This window comes from Undibacterium sp. RuTC16W, from assembly GCF_049339445.1.
Taxonomy (GTDB): domain Bacteria; phylum Pseudomonadota; class Gammaproteobacteria; order Burkholderiales; family Burkholderiaceae_D; genus Undibacterium.
On sequence record NZ_JBMPPE010000004.1, the window covers coordinates 236,669 to 253,451 of the forward strand.

Annotated in this window: 14 protein-coding genes and 1 tRNA gene; 13 read left to right on the plus strand and 2 right to left on the minus strand. The window is 45.7% G+C overall.

Features of this window, described 5'->3' with window-relative positions; genetic code table 11:
* Positions 1-116 precede the first annotated feature (116 nt).
* Entirely contained in the window at positions 117-926 is an 810-nt protein-coding gene (gene hpnC, locus ACO0K4_RS09985; RefSeq protein WP_422956636.1) for a squalene synthase HpnC, read from the minus strand.
* Positions 927-1,189: 263 nt separating this feature from the next.
* Between hpnC and ACO0K4_RS09990 the strand changes: the two genes are divergently transcribed.
* The 8 genes from ACO0K4_RS09990 to ACO0K4_RS10025 all read left to right on the plus strand — a co-directional run bounded on the left by ACO0K4_RS09990 (position 1,190) and on the right by ACO0K4_RS10025 (position 12,687).
* Positions 1,190-2,410 carry an efflux RND transporter periplasmic adaptor subunit gene (locus ACO0K4_RS09990; RefSeq protein ID WP_422956475.1) on the plus strand — a complete coding sequence of 407 codons (1,221 nt, stop codon included), beginning with the start codon at positions 1,190-1,192 and terminating at the stop codon, positions 2,408-2,410.
* Positions 2,407-5,499: an efflux RND transporter permease subunit gene (locus ACO0K4_RS09995; RefSeq protein WP_422956476.1), complete on the plus strand. Its 3,093-nt coding sequence runs from the start codon at positions 2,407-2,409 to the stop codon at positions 5,497-5,499. The genes ACO0K4_RS09990 and ACO0K4_RS09995 overlap by 4 nt, the downstream gene beginning before the upstream one ends.
* Before the next feature lie 224 nt (positions 5,500-5,723).
* Positions 5,724-5,810, plus strand: a tRNA-Leu gene (locus ACO0K4_RS10000).
* 29 nt (positions 5,811-5,839) lie between these two features.
* Positions 5,840-7,183, plus strand: a complete 1,344-nt coding sequence (tig, locus tag ACO0K4_RS10005; protein ID WP_422956477.1) for a trigger factor — start codon at positions 5,840-5,842, stop codon at positions 7,181-7,183.
* A gap of 14 nt (positions 7,184-7,197) precedes the next feature.
* Positions 7,198-7,824, plus strand: a complete 627-nt coding sequence (gene clpP / locus ACO0K4_RS10010) for an ATP-dependent Clp endopeptidase proteolytic subunit ClpP (protein ID WP_422956478.1) — start codon at positions 7,198-7,200, stop codon at positions 7,822-7,824.
* 195 nt (positions 7,825-8,019) lie between these two features.
* A complete protein-coding gene (clpX, locus tag ACO0K4_RS10015) occupies positions 8,020-9,291 on the plus strand; it encodes an ATP-dependent Clp protease ATP-binding subunit ClpX (protein ID WP_422956479.1) in 1,272 nt (423 codons plus the stop codon).
* 208 nt (positions 9,292-9,499) lie between these two features.
* A complete protein-coding gene (gene lon / locus ACO0K4_RS10020; protein ID WP_422956480.1) occupies positions 9,500-11,908 on the plus strand; it encodes an endopeptidase La in 2,409 nt (802 codons plus the stop codon).
* Positions 11,909-12,033: 125 nt separating this feature from the next.
* A complete protein-coding gene (locus tag ACO0K4_RS10025; protein ID WP_422956481.1) occupies positions 12,034-12,687 on the plus strand; it encodes an NlpC/P60 family protein in 654 nt (217 codons plus the stop codon).
* 72 nt (positions 12,688-12,759) lie between these two features.
* On the opposite strand, the gene lexA is transcribed toward ACO0K4_RS10025, so the two are convergent.
* Complete coding sequence (lexA, locus tag ACO0K4_RS10030; protein WP_422956637.1) at positions 12,760-13,428, minus strand: transcriptional repressor LexA; 669 nt, start codon at positions 13,426-13,428, stop codon at positions 12,760-12,762.
* A 279-nt stretch (positions 13,429-13,707) separates the two neighbouring features.
* Between lexA and rpsF the strand changes: the two genes are divergently transcribed.
* The 5 genes from rpsF to ACO0K4_RS10055 all read left to right on the plus strand — a co-directional run bounded on the left by rpsF (position 13,708) and on the right by ACO0K4_RS10055 (position 16,769).
* Entirely contained in the window at positions 13,708-14,076 is a 369-nt protein-coding gene (rpsF, locus tag ACO0K4_RS10035) for a 30S ribosomal protein S6 (protein WP_422956482.1), read from the plus strand.
* Between the two features lie 29 nt (positions 14,077-14,105).
* Positions 14,106-14,405, plus strand: a complete 300-nt coding sequence (priB, locus tag ACO0K4_RS10040) for a primosomal replication protein N (RefSeq protein ID WP_422956483.1) — start codon at positions 14,106-14,108, stop codon at positions 14,403-14,405.
* Positions 14,406-14,414: 9 nt separating this feature from the next.
* The gene (gene rpsR, locus ACO0K4_RS10045) at positions 14,415-14,699 is read left to right on the plus strand and encodes a 30S ribosomal protein S18 (RefSeq protein ID WP_126773305.1); all 285 of its coding nucleotides are present in this window, start codon (positions 14,415-14,417) and stop codon (positions 14,697-14,699) included.
* A gap of 27 nt (positions 14,700-14,726) precedes the next feature.
* Positions 14,727-15,179, plus strand: a complete 453-nt coding sequence (gene rplI / locus ACO0K4_RS10050; protein WP_422956484.1) for a 50S ribosomal protein L9 — start codon at positions 14,727-14,729, stop codon at positions 15,177-15,179.
* A 201-nt stretch (positions 15,180-15,380) separates the two neighbouring features.
* Complete coding sequence (locus tag ACO0K4_RS10055; RefSeq protein WP_422956485.1) at positions 15,381-16,769, plus strand: replicative DNA helicase; 1,389 nt, start codon at positions 15,381-15,383, stop codon at positions 16,767-16,769.
* Positions 16,770-16,783 lie beyond the last annotated feature (14 nt).

Sequence of the window (16,783 nt, forward strand, 5' to 3'; positions counted from 1 at the left end):
GAATCATAGCGGGATAGTCAGATTCAGTCATGTTCTTTGAAAGATTAATTTTGAAACAAGCTGTAATGGCATGCTTGTTTGGGGCGCTTATTTACCGCTCATCCCTCTCAGAGCGGCTACATCCTGAGTGCACGCCATAGCATGATGAGCCAATCTGCTTTTCCTAATTGAGGGCGATGGTGAAACACGTCGCCCTGAACGGCGTCTATGCGTTCCAGTATTCTTAGCCCCCCCTGACTTACCAGACGCAATTCCCACCCTATCCGTCCGGGTAACCGCTTGCACAAAGGCATACCGCTGATGAGCAAAGCTCTTGCCCTGCTTGTTTCGAATTGCATCAGGGCTGTCCATTGAGCGTTATGGAGTTGATTGGCGATCTGTTCTTCTTGTATGTCGAACCGGATCAAATCCTCCTGAGGGATATAAACACGTTGCTTGTCCCAGTCGATTGCGACGTCTTGCCAAAAATTAATTAATTGCAAAGCGGAGCATATCGCATCTGAATCACGCTTATTCTCTGCTGATGCGGCGCCGTAGAGGTGTAGCATCAGTAGCCCGACTGGATTGGCAGATCTGCTGCAATAATCGAGTAAGGCCTTGTAATTATTGTATCGGGTAGTCGTAACGTCTTGCTTAAAGGCAGACAGCAAGTCCCGGAATGCCGGCACAGGGAGGGCATACTCCAGAATGACTTTTCGCAAGCGTGTGAACAAAGAATGCCCGGGCGGTTGGTTTGTTATTATTCTATCCAGCTCAGTTTCATACTGAGACAATCCTGCTAAGCGTTGCTCAGGCGTTGCATCTCCTTCGTCCGCAATATCATCGGCGGTTCTGGCGAAGGCGTAAATAGCCTCCACTGCCGGACGTAAACGTGCCGGAAGTAGAAATGAGGCAACAGGGAAGTTTTCGTAATGCTCTACAGTCATATTCAGGCTTGAATCGGTGAGTGCCATACAGGCTTAAAATTAATGACCCAAAAGTCATTGGCAAAAAAATGACTCGCTACTATAATTACTAACCATTAAGTCAGTAACAGAATTTAATCGGCTGATTCGCGAGCCATCAATCACAGCGATATGCCTGAATTGACAGTGCGCTCCATGCATCGAATCACAGTAACCGGCAATTCGTACTACGCATCAACGAATAACCTTGGCTTTTGTAGCCAGCATAGTAAAGGAAAACTCCCGTGCCAACATCGCAAAATACCGTTTTTAATGAGTCAGCCAGATCCACCGGCAGACGCTTTTTTACAGGAAAACCCTTCAATCTTTTACCTGTTATCGCTTTGTTGTTGCTGGCTGGATGTTCAAAACCAGCTGAAAAGACGGAGGATATCCGTCCGGTAAGAGTTATTAAAGCGAGTACAGATGGTGCAGATCAATCAGCAGAGTTTTCGGGGGAAGTGCGTCCTCGTATTGAATCTCGCCTGGGATTTCGTGTTGGCGGAAAAATCGTTGCCCGTAAGGTGGATGTCGGTAGCATAGTGAAGCGAGGTCAGGTTTTGATGCAGCTAGATCCGCAAGATCTTGCATTGGCGCAGTCTCAGGCAAAGGCTGGTCTGACCGCAGCAGAGAGCAACCGCGATCTGGCGAAGGCCGAGTTAAAACGTTATGAAGATTTAAGAGAAAAGAATTTTGTCGCTGCGGCGGTTCTGGATGGCAAAGTGACTACGTTTAAAGCAGCACAGGCCAGCTACGAACAAGCACTCGCTTCCTACCGGAACCAGACGAATCAATCTGGATATACGACCTTGATATCGGATGTTGATGGCGTGGTGACGGGGATTGATGCTGAAGTAGGGCAAGTCGTTGCGACGGGCACATCCGTGGTACGTGTGGCGCAGACGGGGGAAACCGATGTTGTGGTCGGTATTCCTGAGGATAAAGTGAATTCGATCCGGCAAATTTCTGACATTCGTGTGCGTCTGTGGGCGAACCAGGGCGAGGTATTGAGTGCCAAATTACGCGAGCTTTCCCCAATTGCCGACCCTGTTACCCGCACCTTTACGGCTAAGCTGGCCTTGCTGGCGAGCGCGAAAGATGTCAAGTTGGGCATGACTGCATATGTCACATTTGCTGCGAAAAATCCGAACGCAATGATCAGATTACCGATGACAGCTTTGTTTAATGATAAAAACACCACTTCCGTCTGGATTGTGGATGGTGGTGTTGTCAAACTAAGTCCTGTCGTGGTTGCCGGATCTGCCGGACAAGATATTCTGGTTGCCAAAGGCGTGACCTCAGGCCAAAGCGTAGTAACAGCCGGTGTAAATTTGCTTAAAGTTGGTCAGCGGGTAAGCATTCTTGGCATGGAGTCTGGCAGCACGGATAAAGCAGGCGAGAAAGCACCTGAAAAAGTTAGTGCAGCTTCCGCTAATGATGTTGCTGCCGCAGGAGTTGCTAAATGAGTGAATCCTCAGGCGGTTTTAATCTGTCAAGGTGGGCGTTAGAGCATATTCCGCTGACGCGCTATCTGATTGTCGTCTTGTTATTGGGCGGCATCATGAGTTATGGTCGTTTGGGGCAGGATGAAGATCCGCCTTTTACTTTTCGTGCGATGGTGGTCCGAGCAATCTGGCCCGGTGCGACTGCTTTGCAAATGGCAGAGCAAGTTACTGACAAGCTTGAGAAAAAGCTTCAGGAAACACCGTATATCGACAAGATTCGTAGTTACTCCAAGCCTGGGGAAACTTTAATCATCTTGCAGTTGCGCGAATCGACGCCACCAAAAGAAACAGCGCAGTCCTGGTATCAGGTGCGCAAGAAAATCGGGGATATAAAAAGCACCTTGCCGTCAGGTGTATTAGGACCGTTTTTTAATGATGAGTTCGGTGATACTTACGGTTCTATTTTCGCTTTGTCTGGCGATGGGTTTACCTATGAGCAGGTCAAAGAATATGCGGACTTTGTCCGTCAGCAATTTTTACGCATTCCTGCCGTATCTAAGGTCGAGTTATTTGGCGTTCAGGATGAGAAAATCAACATTGAATTTTCTCAGAAAAAATTCTCGCAATTGGGCGTTTCATTTGATGCGATTGTCAGTCAGATTAATTCGCAGAACACGGTCGAGGCAACGGGTGTTTTAACCACGTCGAGTGATAATTTGCAGGTCAGGATTTCCGGCGCGTTAATGACTGTTAAAGATCTGGAGAACCTGCAGTTGCGCGCGAATGGAACGACATTCCGCCTGGGTGATTTTGCCACCATCAAACGTGAGTACAAAAACCCGCCGCAAGACAAGATGCGCTTCAATGGTAAAGAAGTCATCGGCCTTGGTATCTCAATGGAAAAGGGTGGCAATATCATTGAGCTGGGTAAAAATTTGCAAAAGGTGACGAACGATATCAAGAGCAAAATGCCGGTGGGTATTCAGGTTGAGCGTGTTTCTGATCAGCCTAAAATGGTAGCGTCGTCTGTCGGCGAGTTCGTTAATACCTTGATTGAAGCTGTCGTGATCGTATTGGCTGTCAGTTTCTTGTCGTTGGGTCTGCATACCAAGCCGTTTCGCCTGGATATCTGGCCAGGTCTGGTTGTTGGTTTGACGATTCCGCTGGTACTGGCAGTGACTTTCTTATTTATGCGCATTTTGGATATCGATCTGCATAAAATTTCATTGGGAGCCTTGATTATTGCCTTGGGCTTGCTGGTGGATGATGCAATTATCGCGGTAGAGATGATGGTGCGCAAAATGGAGGAAGGCTTCTCGCGTTTTGATGCGGCGACGTTTGCATACACCTCAACAGCGATGCCGATGTTGACGGGGACCTTGATCACTGCGGCAGGGTTTTTGCCTATCGGTCTGGCGAAATCCGCCGCAGGTGAGTACACCTTTTCCATGTTTTCGGTGAATGCGCTGGCGCTGATCATTTCCTGGTTGGCTGCCGTTCTATTTACCCCTTATCTAGGTTACCTGCTGCTGAAAGTAAAGCCGGCAGCGAACGCTGATGGTCACCATGAGTTGTTTGATACGCCGTTTTATTCACGTTTTCGCAAGTTGGTGAACTGGTGTGTTGAGTGGCGCAAAACCACCATTGTGATTACCTTGGCTGTATTTGGACTGGGGATATTTGGATTCAAATTCATTGAGCAGCAATTTTTCCCTGATTCAAGCCGTCCTGAATTGATGGTGGAATTGTGGCTGCCCGAGGGGAGTGCGTTTGCTGCGACTGAGGCACAAGCGAAAAAGTTTGAAAATTTCATTCAAAAACAAGAGGGTGTCGAGAGCGTTACCAGCTATGTCGGAACCGGTAGTCCACGTTTTTATTTGCCACTGGATCAGATTTTCCCTCAGACTAATGTAGCGCAAATCGTTGTACTGCCTGTCAATCTGAAGTCCAGGGAAGCCTTGCGATTGAAAATTGTGAATGCTTTCAAAGTTGACTTTCCTGAAGTGCGGGGCCGGGTGAAAATTCTGCCGAATGGACCGCCGGTACCTTATCCAGTGCAGTTCCGTGTCACAGGTCTGGAGGTGGCGAAAGTGCGTGAAATCGCCGATCGCGTAAAAGATGTGATGCGCGCTAATCCAAATGCGATAGGGGTCAATGACAACTGGAATGAGTCGGTGAAGGTAGTGCGCATCGACCTGGATCAGGATAAATTGCGTGCTTTAGGTGTTACGTCGCAAACGGTCATGCGTGCAGCCAATACGATTTTGACAGGAACAACGGTCGGACAATTCCGTGATGATAATAAATTGATCGATATCGTTGTTCGTCAGCCTGTTGATGAACGCTCTACGATTAATGCGTTAGGTGACGCGAATATTCCGACAGCAAGCGGCAAGTCTGTACCATTGTCGCAATTGGCGCGTATTAAGCTGGTCTGGGAGCCGGGTGTGGTGTGGAGAGAAGGTCGTGAATGGGCTGTCACAGTTCAGTCAGACGTGGTGGATGGCATCCAAGGTCCAACGGTCTCCAGTCAGATTTCACCCAAGCTGGATAAGATTCGCGCAGAACTTTTGCCTGGTTATAAGATTGAACTGGCCGGTGCAGCAGCAGATAGCGGTAAAGCACAGGAGTCAATCGCTGCCAACGTTCCCTTGGTTATTTTCATCATCTTTACTTTACTGATGCTGCAATTACATAGTTTCTCCCGCTCGCTGCTGGTATTTCTTACCGGCCCACTTGGTGTTGCCGGTGCGGCAATGGCATTACTCTTGTTGCAAAGGCCTTTTGGCTTTGTTGCTCAGCTCGGCGTGATTGCTTTGTTCGGTATGATCATTCGTAACTCTGTGATCTTGATTGACCAGATCGAGCAGGATATTCAAGCAGGTGCTCCTGCCTGGGATGCGATTGTTGAGTCAGCGGTAAGGCGTTTTCGTCCAATTATCTTGACCGCAGCAGCAGCGGTGCTGGCGATGATCCCTCTCTCAAGGTCGGTATTTTGGGGTCCAATGGCGGTGGCGATCATGGGTGGTTTAATTATCGCCACTGCATTGACTTTGTTATTCTTGCCGGCTTTGTATGCAGCCTGGTTCAGAGTAAAAAAACCGGCATAGCTAAATAGTCAGATGAATGTTGCGGGCTTGCTTATAATTTTTGAGCAAGTCCGCACAGGATTAATTGCAAATCAATACGAAAAAAAGAGACACATGAGATTAAAATCCAGTAGAATACGCGGCTGGAGTTGAAATGCCACATACGATAGTTCTGGGCGACACTTGAATTTCGGGTCGCCCTTTGCTTTTGTGCCAGTTTTTAATTTGGTTAGTATTCTCATCCCGCGAGGATGGCGAAATTGGTAGACGCACCAGGTTTAGGTCCTGACGCCAGCAATGGTGTGGGGGTTCGAGTCCCCCTCCTCGCACCACAGAATTTTTTTATATTTGGACGATTTTCATGGCAACTGCAGTCGAAACTTTAGATAAATTGGAACGCCGTATTACTATTTCCTTCCCGATTTCAGAAGTGCAGTCGGAAGTGGAAAAGCGTTTGAAGGTACGTGCACGTACAGCAAAAGCACCGGGTTTCCGTCCTGGCAAAGTGCCTATGAAAATGGTCGCTGCGCAGTATGGCTACCAAGTGGAAACCGAAGTCCTGAACGATAAAGTAGGTCAGGCTTTCAGTGTTGCTGCAAACGAAAACAAATTACGCGTTGCTGGCTATCCAAAGATTGAGCCAAAAAATACGGAAGGTGCTGTCGAAGGCAGTTTGGCATTCGATGCAACTTTTGAAATTTATCCGGAATTTGTCGTCGGTGATTTGTCTGCTGCAGAAGTAGAGCAAGTTAAAACGGAAGTGTCTGACGCTGAGATCGATAAAACGATCGATATTCTGCGCAAGCAACGCGTCCATTTTCACATAAAAGGTGAGCAGGGTGCTCACGGCGACGGCGGTGAACCAGTTGCTCAAAATGGTGATCGCGCAACCTTGGACTTCGTCGGTAAGATTGACGGCGTTGAATTTGCAGGTGGCAAAGCGGATGATTTCGCTTTTGTCTTGGGCGAAGGTCGTATGTTGCCAGAATTCGAGGCCGCAACTTTGGGTTTGAAATCCGGCGAAAGCAAAACTTTCCCACTGGCTTTCCCTGAGGACTATCACGGTAAGGATGTAGCAGGAAAAACTGCTGAGTTTACTGTCACTCTGAAAAAATTGGAATGGGCACATTTGCCAGAGGTTGATGCAGAATTCGCTAAGAGTTTAGGCGTGGAAGACGGCGACCTGGCTAAAATGCGTGCTGATATCAAAGAAAATTTAGAGCGTGAAGTCAAGGGCCGTGTAAAAGCAAAAACTAAAGATAGCGTGATGGATGCTTTAGTGAAAGCGGTTGAGTTTGATGTGCCTAAAGCTCTGGTAGAGCAAGATGGTCAGCGCTTAGCTGAAATGACTCGTCAGGATATGGCGCAACGTGGTATGAACGTCAAAGATGTTCCATTCCCGCCAGAACTGTTTGCTGCGCAAGCTGAACGTCGCGTTCGTCTGGGTCTGATCTTGGCTGAGTTAGTCAAAGCGAACAATCTGCAGGCAACCGCAGAGCAGATCAAAGCGCAAGTAGAAGATTTTGCACAGAGTTACGAAGATCCGCAGCAAGTTGTAAAGTACTACTATAGTGATCGCAACCGCTTAGCGGAAGTCGAAGCCCTTGTATTAGAAGAAAACGTCGTTAACTACGTATTAGGTAAGTCGAAGGTTACGGATAAAATGTTGCCATTCGACGAATTAATGGGTAACAACGCGCAATAATTAAAGGAAATCACATGACAGGCATCATTCAGAATTCAGCATTAGATACCAATATGCTAGGCATGGTGCCGATGGTCATAGAGCAAAGTGGTCGTGGGGAGCGTGCTTACGATATCTACTCACGTTTGCTGAAAGAACGTGTGATTTTTTTGGTTGGTCCTGTGAATGATCAGGCCGCTAATCTGATCGTAGCGCAATTGCTGTTTTTGGAAAGTGAAAATCCAGATAAAGATATTTCACTTTACATCAACTCTCCCGGTGGTTCAGTGTCTGCTGGCATGGCGATCTACGATACGATGCAATTTATTAAGCCTGACGTCTCAACCTTGTGTACGGGCTTGGCTGCATCAATGGGTGCTTTTTTATTGGCCGCGGGTGCGAAAGGTAAACGTTTCTCTTTGCCGAACTCACGGGTTATGATTCATCAGCCTTTGGGTGGTGCGCAAGGACAGGCATCAGATATCGAAATCCAGGCTCGCGAGATTTTGTATTTGCGCGAACGCCTGAATGGTATTTTGGCTGATAAAACAGGCCAAACTATCGAGCAGATAGGTAAAGATACTGACCGCGATAATTTTATGTCAGCAGATGCCGCCGTAGAATATGGTTTGATAGATAAAGTTCTGACCCATCGCGCTTGATGTACTAAAAGAATATTGAAAATAGAGAAAGCGCCCGCACTTACAAGTCCGGGCGTTTTTTATTGAACGCTACAAAATAATTGTGGCAAGATTTTTTAAATCATTTATAACCTAAACATGTTCGATGACTTATGTCGAATTTGCAGGTAATATCAAAAACAAATCCGCTAAATTTTCGTTAAGAACCTAAGTACCATGCCCGATAAAAAATCCTCCACTGGCGAAAAACTGCTCTATTGTTCCTTTTGTGGCAAGAGTCAGCATGAGGTTAAAAAACTGATTGCCGGGCCTTCTGTTTTCATCTGCGATGAATGTATCGACTTATGTAATGACATTATTCGTGACGAGGTTAGTAATCTGGAGTCCATTTCCAGTGCCAAAACTGATTTGCCAACTCCGTCAGAAATAACGGCCCTATTAGATCAATATGTGATTGGTCAGGTAACGGCTAAGCGTATCTTGGCCGTTGCTGTTTATAACCATTACAAACGCCTTAAGCATCTCGGTAAAAAAGACGATGTTGAACTGGCTAAAAGTAATATTTTGCTAGTAGGGCCAACCGGCTCAGGCAAGACTTTACTGGCGCAAACTTTGGCCCGTATGCTGAATGTTCCTTTCGTCATTGCCGACGCGACGACTTTAACCGAGGCAGGTTATGTCGGTGAGGACGTTGAAAACATCATTCAAAAATTATTGCAAAATTGCAATTATGAAGTTGAACGTGCACAAAAAGGGATTGTCTACATTGATGAAATTGATAAGATTTCGCGTAAATCCGATAATCCATCGATTACACGCGATGTATCCGGTGAGGGTGTTCAGCAAGCTCTGTTGAAATTGGTTGAGGGTACTATGGCTTCCGTGCCGCCACAAGGTGGTCGTAAGCATCCCAATCAGGACTTTATTCAGATTGATACAACTAACATCATGTTCATCTGTGGCGGCGCTTTTGATGGCCTTGCCAAGATTATTTCTGATCGCTCTGAGCGCAGCGGTATCGGTTTCGGTGCCAGCGTAAAGAGTCAGTCGGAAAAAAGTGCCAGTCAGGTTATGCAGGATGCTGAGCCGCAAGATTTGATCCGGTTTGGTCTTATTCCAGAATTGGTTGGTCGTTTGCCAGTTATTGCCACGCTGAATGAATTGGATGAAGCTGCCTTAATTCAGATTTTGGTAGAACCCAAAAATGCGTTGATCAAACAGTATTCAAAACTGTTGGAAATGGAAGGGTCTGAACTGGAGATTCGTCCTGCAGCACTGCAAGCGATTGCGAAGAAAGCAATTGCCCGGAAAACTGGTGCGCGTGGATTACGTTCGATTCTTGAACATGCATTGCTTGATATTATGTATGACTTACCAAGCGAGCAAAATGTATCAAAAGTCGTGATTGATGAAAATACCATCAATAATGGCGCTAAGCCTTTGTTGATTTATGACGAGCAACCGAAAGTCTCGGGCGTGAAGTCTTAATTCCTAAAAAGTGTGGGTGAATGTCACAATTGATCCTCTAATACTAGGAATACGCAGTACAATTAATTACACAATAAAATTGAGCTTCAATCGAAAAGCTACCCGGAGGTGCCTCTGAGTGGCTTTTTTTATTGTTTTTCGGATGACGGGCTTGAGTTTTAGCCTAGTGCGCCAATCTATCTACTAGAAATTTTGAATAAGGTGCGCCATGACAACTTCCATAATCACTGAACAAACAGAATTGCCGTTATTGCCTTTGCGCGATGTGGTAGTTTTTCCGCATATGGTTATCCCCTTATTTGTTGGCCGGCCAAAGTCTATCAAGGCTTTAGAAGCGGCAATGGAGCAGGGAAAGAGCATTATGCTCGCAGCGCAAAAAGCTGCTGCCAAAGACGAACCATCCGCTGACGATATTTATGAGATTGGTTGTATTGCCAACATTTTGCAAATGTTGAAATTGCCAGACGGTACCGTCAAAGTATTGGTTGAAGGTGCGCAGCGTGCGCGTATCCATAAGATTACTGAAACTGAATCGCATTTTACGGCGGACCTAACTCCTGTGCCTCCAGAAGAGGGTGATGATTCCGAGGTTGAGGCAATGCGACGCGCAATCGTTCAGCAATTTGATCAATACGTCAAACTGAATAAAAAAATTCCTCCTGAAATTTTGGCTTCTTTGTCTGGTATTGACGACGCTGGTCGTCTTGCCGATACGATTGCGGCTCATCTGCCATTAAAACTTGAGCAGAAGCAGGTTATTTTGGAAATTTTCAGTGTGTCCAAGCGGCTCGAACATTTACTTGGACAATTGGAAGGCGAACTCGATATTCTGCAGGTAGAGAAGCGTATCCGTGGACGAGTCAAGCGTCAGATGGAAAAGTCTCAGCGCGAATATTATTTGAATGAGCAGGTCAAAGCGATTCAAAAAGAGTTGGGTGAGGGCGATGAGGGTGCGGACATCGATGAGCTCGAAAAGAAAATTGTTGCCGCCAAAATGCCCAAAGAGGCACGCGATAAGGCGATGGCTGAGCTGAAAAAACTCAAGATGATGTCTCCTATGTCGGCAGAGGCGACCGTCGTAAGAAATTACATCGATACCATCGTTAATTTACCTTGGAAGAAAAAATCCAAAGTTAATAATGATCTGACCAATGCAGAAAAAGTGTTGGAAGATGATCACTATGGCTTAGATAAGGTCAAAGAACGGATCTTGGAATATCTTGCCGTTCAGCAGCGCGTCGACAAGTTAAAAGCGCCGATCTTGTGCCTGGTCGGTCCCCCGGGTGTTGGTAAGACTTCACTAGGACAGTCGATTGCTCGTGCAACGAATCGCAAGTTTGTGCGTATGGCTTTGGGTGGAGTGCGCGATGAAGCTGAAATCCGTGGCCATCGTCGTACTTACATCGGTTCTATGCCAGGTAAAATTTTGCAGAGTTTGTCTAAGGTTGGCGTACGCAATCCCTTATTCTTGCTGGATGAGGTCGATAAAATGGGGGCTGATTTCCGCGGTGATCCGTCGTCTGCATTGCTGGAGGTTTTGGATCCTGAGCAAAATCATACTTTTTCAGACCATTACATCGAAGTTGACTTCGATTTATCCGATGTAATGTTTGTGGCGACTTCTAATTCGTACAATATTCCGCCCGCTTTGTTAGACCGGATGGAGGTAATACGTCTGTCAGGTTATACGGAAGATGAAAAAACCAGTATTGCTCAGCGTTATCTGTTGCCAAAACAGATTAAGAATAATGGCTTAAAAGACGGCGAGATCAATGTGTCCGAAAGCGCGATTCGCGACATTATTCGTTACTACACCAGAGAAGCTGGCGTGCGCTCCTTGGAACGTGAAGTTTCAAAGATTTGCCGTAAAGTAGTGAAGATGCTTTTATTGAAAAAGAGCGAGAAAAAAGCAACGATCACCTCTAAGAATCTTGATAAGTTCCTTGGTGTCCGTCGCTATGATTTTGGCGTTGCAGTGAAAGAAAATCAAGTGGGGCAGGTCGTTGGCCTGGCATGGACAGAGGTCGGCGGCGATTTGTTAACGATTGAGGCAGTTGCAATGCCCGGAAAAGGCGGCGTAATACGTACAGGCACTTTGGGTGATGTCATGAAGGAGTCAATTGAAGCCGCTCGTACAGTAGTTCGTAGTCGTGCTAAGCGCTTAGGTATCAAGAATGATGTTTTTGAAAAAAGTGACATTCACATTCATGTACCAGAGGGGGCAACTCCTAAGGATGGCCCTTCAGCCGGTATTGCGATGACGACGGCACTGGTTTCTGTTTTTACCGGTATCCCTGTTCGTGCTGATGTTGCGATGACTGGCGAAATTACTTTGCGCGGCGAAGTTTTACCTATCGGAGGATTGAAAGAGAAATTGTTGGCAGCTCACCGCGGTGGTATTAAGACGGTATTGATACCAGAGGAAAATGCCAAAGATTTAGCCGATATTCCTGATAATGTAAAAAATAAATTGGAAATTATTCCTGTGCGCTGGATTGACAAGGTTTTGGAAATTGCACTTGAACGCATGCCGGTTGCGTTAACTGATGAGGAAGTTTTGGTTGCTGCTGCAGCCAAAACAGAAACTGTCAGTGATACGGGCGTCGTAAAACATTGATTGTTTAATCTCCTAGGTTTTACCTCGAAAATAGCCGCTGTTTAAATCAGCGGCTATTTTATTTGCATCGTAATTTAAATCACGATGCTATGGATTTATTTTGGATTTAATCGAGAAATCAAATAATGATTCATATTAAAAAAGACCAATGGTTCAGTGATGTGTATGGAAGGGCTATATATTTAATGGATGTATTGAGACATCCTGAACCGGCTTACTTATCGATGAGCTCCGATGAAAAAGACCGGTTCCGTCAAACTCAGTGCGATGTCGGAGAAGTTATCCGGATACTTGGTGCTCACCTTGATTTTGCCTTAGTTATGAAGTGGGATGGAGTGATAGGCTGGGTTCCTGCTGCTGCAGTTAATATTGATGCAGATATTCATGCCTATATTCCTGTTGAATCTTTAGGCCAAAGTTCTGATGTATTTTTTCAATATTGGTATGCAACGCCTTATATATGGGGCGGTATAACTCGTGCAGGAATTGACTGCTCTGGTTTTACTCAGCGCTATTATTACGATGTTTTGGCTAAGAGCATTCCTAAAAATTCTTATGATCAACGTCGCCTTGGTCGTTCAAAAAAAATATTAGAAGTGGTTAATCATGACCTGATTTTTTGCACAAGAAAAGGTGGCAGAGGTATCCACCACGTTGGCATATATTTTGAGGGTGACGTCTGGCATGCTCATTCTGAGCGGGGTGTTACCTGTCAATCAATGGCTGAATTTCTTGCGAATTATGAAGTACTGCAGGTGGCGGATATAGTTGAAAAATAAAGTCACTATTTTTGATCAACATGCGCAAGCCAGTTGTTTGATTGCGCATGTTTAGAGTCTTGCTAAGTTTGCTTAAGTCCAGGCGCGGACTAAGCCAACGGCCAAACCCTCCAGAGAAAAATCTTCATCCTGTTCAGCAATTTTAATGTTGGGGTAGTCGGGATTCTCAGCGAGTAACTCAATAATGTTACCGTTTTTTTTGTATCGTTTGACAGTCACATCATCGCCCATACGAGCAATAACGATCTGTCCATTTTTTGCCTCACTCGATTTTTTTACAGCGAGTAAATCTCCATCAAAAATACCTGCGTCACGCATAGACATGCCGCGGACTTTGAGTAAATAGTCAGGTATTGCAGAAAATAATGCAGGGTCAACCTGGTAATTTGTGTCTACATGTTCTTGAGCCAGAATGGGTGAGCCAGCGGCTACTCTGCCAACTAAGGGCAGACTAAGTTGCATCAAAGCAGGGTGAGGTAGTGCCATTTGCGTTCCAGAGCTAAATTTTCCTTTGACATTACTCAAAGCAGAGTCAAGCAGACGGATGCCACGGGATGTTCCGGGAGCTATTTCAATAACTCCCTTGCGGGCTAGTGCTTGCAAGTGCTCTTCTGCTGCATTGGTTGAACGGAACCCTAGTTCGTTGGCAATCTCTGCTCTGGTCGGTGGAAAACCGGTATTTCGAATGGCATCTTTAATCAAATTCAGAATCTGTTCTTGGCGGGCAGTAAGTTTGAGCATGTCAGAATTCCAATTGGGTAAAGTTTGACTGGGTTTATAAGCAGCCTGTATTTTTGTACAGTATAAGCGTAAATTTCTGAATAGCCAAAATTTTTTCATTTAGAACCTTGGTCTGATACAGGGAAAGTGCATTGAAAATTAATAATTTTTCTGCGTACGCAATAAGTGCTTGAAACTATTGAGTAAATTCAAAAAGTGCAGTATAGTCATGGGCTTTTCCTCTTCCCGCACTCGTCTTGACGCCGAGGCGGGCTATTTTATTGTCCACAAGGAGAATATATGCGTCATTATGAAATCGTATTTATCGTACATCCTGATCAAAGCGAGCAAGTGCCTGCAATGATCGAGCGTTACAAAGCTTCTGTAGTAGCACGCAGTGGCCAAGTACATCGCGTCGAAGACTGGGGCCGTCGTCAATTGGCTTACATGATTCAAAAACTGGCTAAAGCACATTATGTTTGCATGAACATTGAGTGCGATGCTGAGACTCTGCTCGAGTTGGAAACCGCATTCAAATTCAATGATGCAGTTCTGCGCCACCTCACAGTCAAAATGAAAAAAGCTGAAACAGCACCATCTCCAATGATGAAAGCTGTACAGAAAGAAGATGCTGCTAAAACGCAACGCGTAGAAGCGCCAGCGGCATAGTTGACCTTTAGAGGACGCAACATAAATCAGTGAATCAGCTTAAAGTTGTTGCCAGTATTTTAGAAAAATCGGCGCTGCGCTATACGCCAGCAGGAATTCCGATAGCTTCCGCGGTACTGACGCATACTTCAAAGCAAGAGCAGGCAAATACTCAGCGTGTAGTCGAATTTGAAATTAATGCCATTGCAGCAGGCAATATTTCAAAACGATTTTTGGAGATAGAGCTGGGAGTGGTTATGCAATTCACGGGTTTTTTGTCGCGCAAGAACCGTAACAGCAAAAGTCTCGTATTTCACATCACTGATTTCGAGACGACTTTACTAGATTAGGAGCCAAAAATGGCATTCGGTAAAAAATTTGACAAAAGCAAACTGAAACAAAAGCGTCAGCAACAAAATCCTTTGTTCAAGCGCAAAAAATTCTGCCGCTTCACCGCAGCGCATGTAGCGCAAGTTGACTACAAAGACGTCGACACATTAAAAGATTTCGTGCAAGAAAACGGCAAAATTATGCCAGCACGTTTGACAGGTACTAAAGCACTGTACCAACGTCAAGTTGACACAGCGATCAAACGCGCACGTTATCTCGCGTTGCTGCCGTACACTGATCTGCACACAGCGTAATTGACGACAAGGTACTAGGAGAAAAATATGCAAGTTATTCTGATTGATAAAGTCGTTAATCTCGGCAATCTGGGCGATGTAGTTAAAGTTAAAGACGGTTACGCACGTAACTTCTTGATCCCGCAACGTATGGCTCGTCGTGCAACAGCTGCTGCAATCGCTGAATTCGAAGCGAAACGTGCAGACTTAGAAAAAGCTGCTGCTGAACGTTTGGCTGTAGCGCAAGCTGCTGGTGAAAAACTGTCAGGTTTGACAGTTCAGATCTCGCAAAAATCTGGTGTTGATGGCCGTTTGTTCGGTTCTGTGACTAACTTTGACATCGCTGAAGCTTTGGTAAAACAAGGTTTCGCGGTTGAGAAAGCGCAGATTCGCATGCCACAAGGCCCATTGAAAATTGTTGGCGATCATTCTGTTGCTGTTGCATTGCACACAGACGTCGTTGTTGACGTGACTGTTGCTGTATTGGGCGAACACGCTTAATACGCTTATTTCAGCAGCATAAAAAGCCGGGCTTGCCCGGCTTTTTTACGTTAATAACAGCTTGATGTATGTTCAGTGATTTTTTGATGATGTTTTGCATGCTTGCTCCATCTTTAATGTGTCAAATGCGTATAGTTTGGGTAAGGCGTTTGCTTTGCTTTCTTTGTTTTTGAAGTTGAATAAAAAGGTATAATGCGCGCCATGAAAGCACCTTCCGATCCGCAATTAGATTCCATTCGCGTTCCCCCGCATTCCATCGAGGCAGAGCAGTCTGTGCTTGGGGGGCTGTTATTGGATAATGCCGCCTGGGACCGGATCGCTGACTTCATCCGTGAGGATGACTTCTACCGCTATGATCACCGTATTATTTTTCAGGCGATTGTTAAGCTGATTAATGCGACAAAACCCGCTGACGTCATCACGGTATATGAAGCCTTAACCGGTATCAATAAGGCTGATGATGCCGGTGGCCTGACCTATCTGAACGCATTAGCACAAAATACTCCGTCTGCAGCCAATATTCGTCGTTATGCGGAGATTGTGCGTGACCGTGGCGTCTTGCGTAAATTGATATCTGTCTCGGATGAAATTGCCGGGAATGCGTTTAATCCGCAAGGTAAAGAAGTTAAGCAGATGCTTGATGAAGCTGAGTCCAAGATTTTTGCGATTGCGGAAGAGGGAGCGCGCGGCGCTCAAGGCTTTACGGCGATTCAGCCTTTGTTGACGCAAGTTGTTGAGCGGATTGATGAGTTATATAACCGTGACCATACGAGTGATATTACAGGAGTCCCTACTGGCTTTGCTGATTTGGACCGTATGACCTCAGGATTGCAACCTGGTGATTTGATTATTGTTGCAGGTCGTCCATCGATGGGTAAAACGGCATTTTCTATTAATATCGGTGAGAACGTTGCTATTGAAAGTGGTTTGCCAGTTGCCGTGTTTTCGATGGAAATGGGTGGCGCGCAATTAGCAATGCGTATGCTGGGATCCGTTGGTCGCCTCGATCAACACCGGTTGCGTACGGGACGCTTGGTAGATGAGGATTGGCCGCGCTTAACCCATGCAATTCAAAAAATGAACGATGCGCAGTTATATATTGATGAGACGCCGGCACTGAGTTCTATTGAGTTGCGCGCTCGCTCACGTCGTTTGTCACGTCAATGTGGCAAATTGGGATTGATCATTATCGATTACTTGCAACTGATGTCAGGTAACTCTGGCGGTGAAAACCGGGCAACAGAAATTTCTGAAATATCTCGTAGCTTAAAAGGTCTGGCGAAGGAATTACAGTGTCCTGTTATCGCATTATCCCAGTTGAACCGCTCGCTTGAGCAACGTCCTAATAAACGCCCTGTTATGTCGGATTTGCGCGAATCTGGTGCGATTGAGCAGGATGCAGACGTGATCTTGTTTATTTATCGTGATCAGGTCTACAACCCTGACTCACCTGATAAAGGTACTGCAGAAATTATCATCGGCAAACAGCGTAATGGTCCGATTGGCAGCGTACGCCTGACATTTCTGGGTGAGTACACCAAATTTGATAATTACACCGGATCATTGTCTGTCTATGGCGATAACGAATAATCGACTTTTCGTCG

What these genes read in the sequence shown, in the direction of transcription:
- hpnC (WP_422956636.1), bottom strand. Translation starts at nt 926, where the DNA reads ATGACTGTAGAGCATTACGAAAACTTCCCTGTTGCCTCATTTCTACTT.
- ACO0K4_RS09995 (WP_422956476.1), top strand. Translation starts at nt 2,407, where the DNA reads ATGAGTGAATCCTCAGGCGGTTTTAATCTGTCAAGGTGGGCGTTAGAG.
- tig (WP_422956477.1), top strand. Translation starts at nt 5,840, where the DNA reads ATGGCAACTGCAGTCGAAACTTTAGATAAATTGGAACGCCGTATTACT.
- clpP (WP_422956478.1), top strand. Translation starts at nt 7,198, where the DNA reads ATGACAGGCATCATTCAGAATTCAGCATTAGATACCAATATGCTAGGC.
- clpX (WP_422956479.1), top strand. Translation starts at nt 8,020, where the DNA reads ATGCCCGATAAAAAATCCTCCACTGGCGAAAAACTGCTCTATTGTTCC.
- lon (WP_422956480.1), top strand. Translation starts at nt 9,500, where the DNA reads ATGACAACTTCCATAATCACTGAACAAACAGAATTGCCGTTATTGCCT.
- ACO0K4_RS10025 (WP_422956481.1), top strand. Translation starts at nt 12,034, where the DNA reads ATGATTCATATTAAAAAAGACCAATGGTTCAGTGATGTGTATGGAAGG.
- lexA (WP_422956637.1), bottom strand. Translation starts at nt 13,428, where the DNA reads ATGCTCAAACTTACTGCCCGCCAAGAACAGATTCTGAATTTGATTAAA.
- rpsF (WP_422956482.1), top strand. Translation starts at nt 13,708, where the DNA reads ATGCGTCATTATGAAATCGTATTTATCGTACATCCTGATCAAAGCGAG.
- rpsR (WP_126773305.1), top strand. Translation starts at nt 14,415, where the DNA reads ATGGCATTCGGTAAAAAATTTGACAAAAGCAAACTGAAACAAAAGCGT.
- rplI (WP_422956484.1), top strand. Translation starts at nt 14,727, where the DNA reads ATGCAAGTTATTCTGATTGATAAAGTCGTTAATCTCGGCAATCTGGGC.
- ACO0K4_RS10055 (WP_422956485.1), top strand. Translation starts at nt 15,381, where the DNA reads ATGAAAGCACCTTCCGATCCGCAATTAGATTCCATTCGCGTTCCCCCG.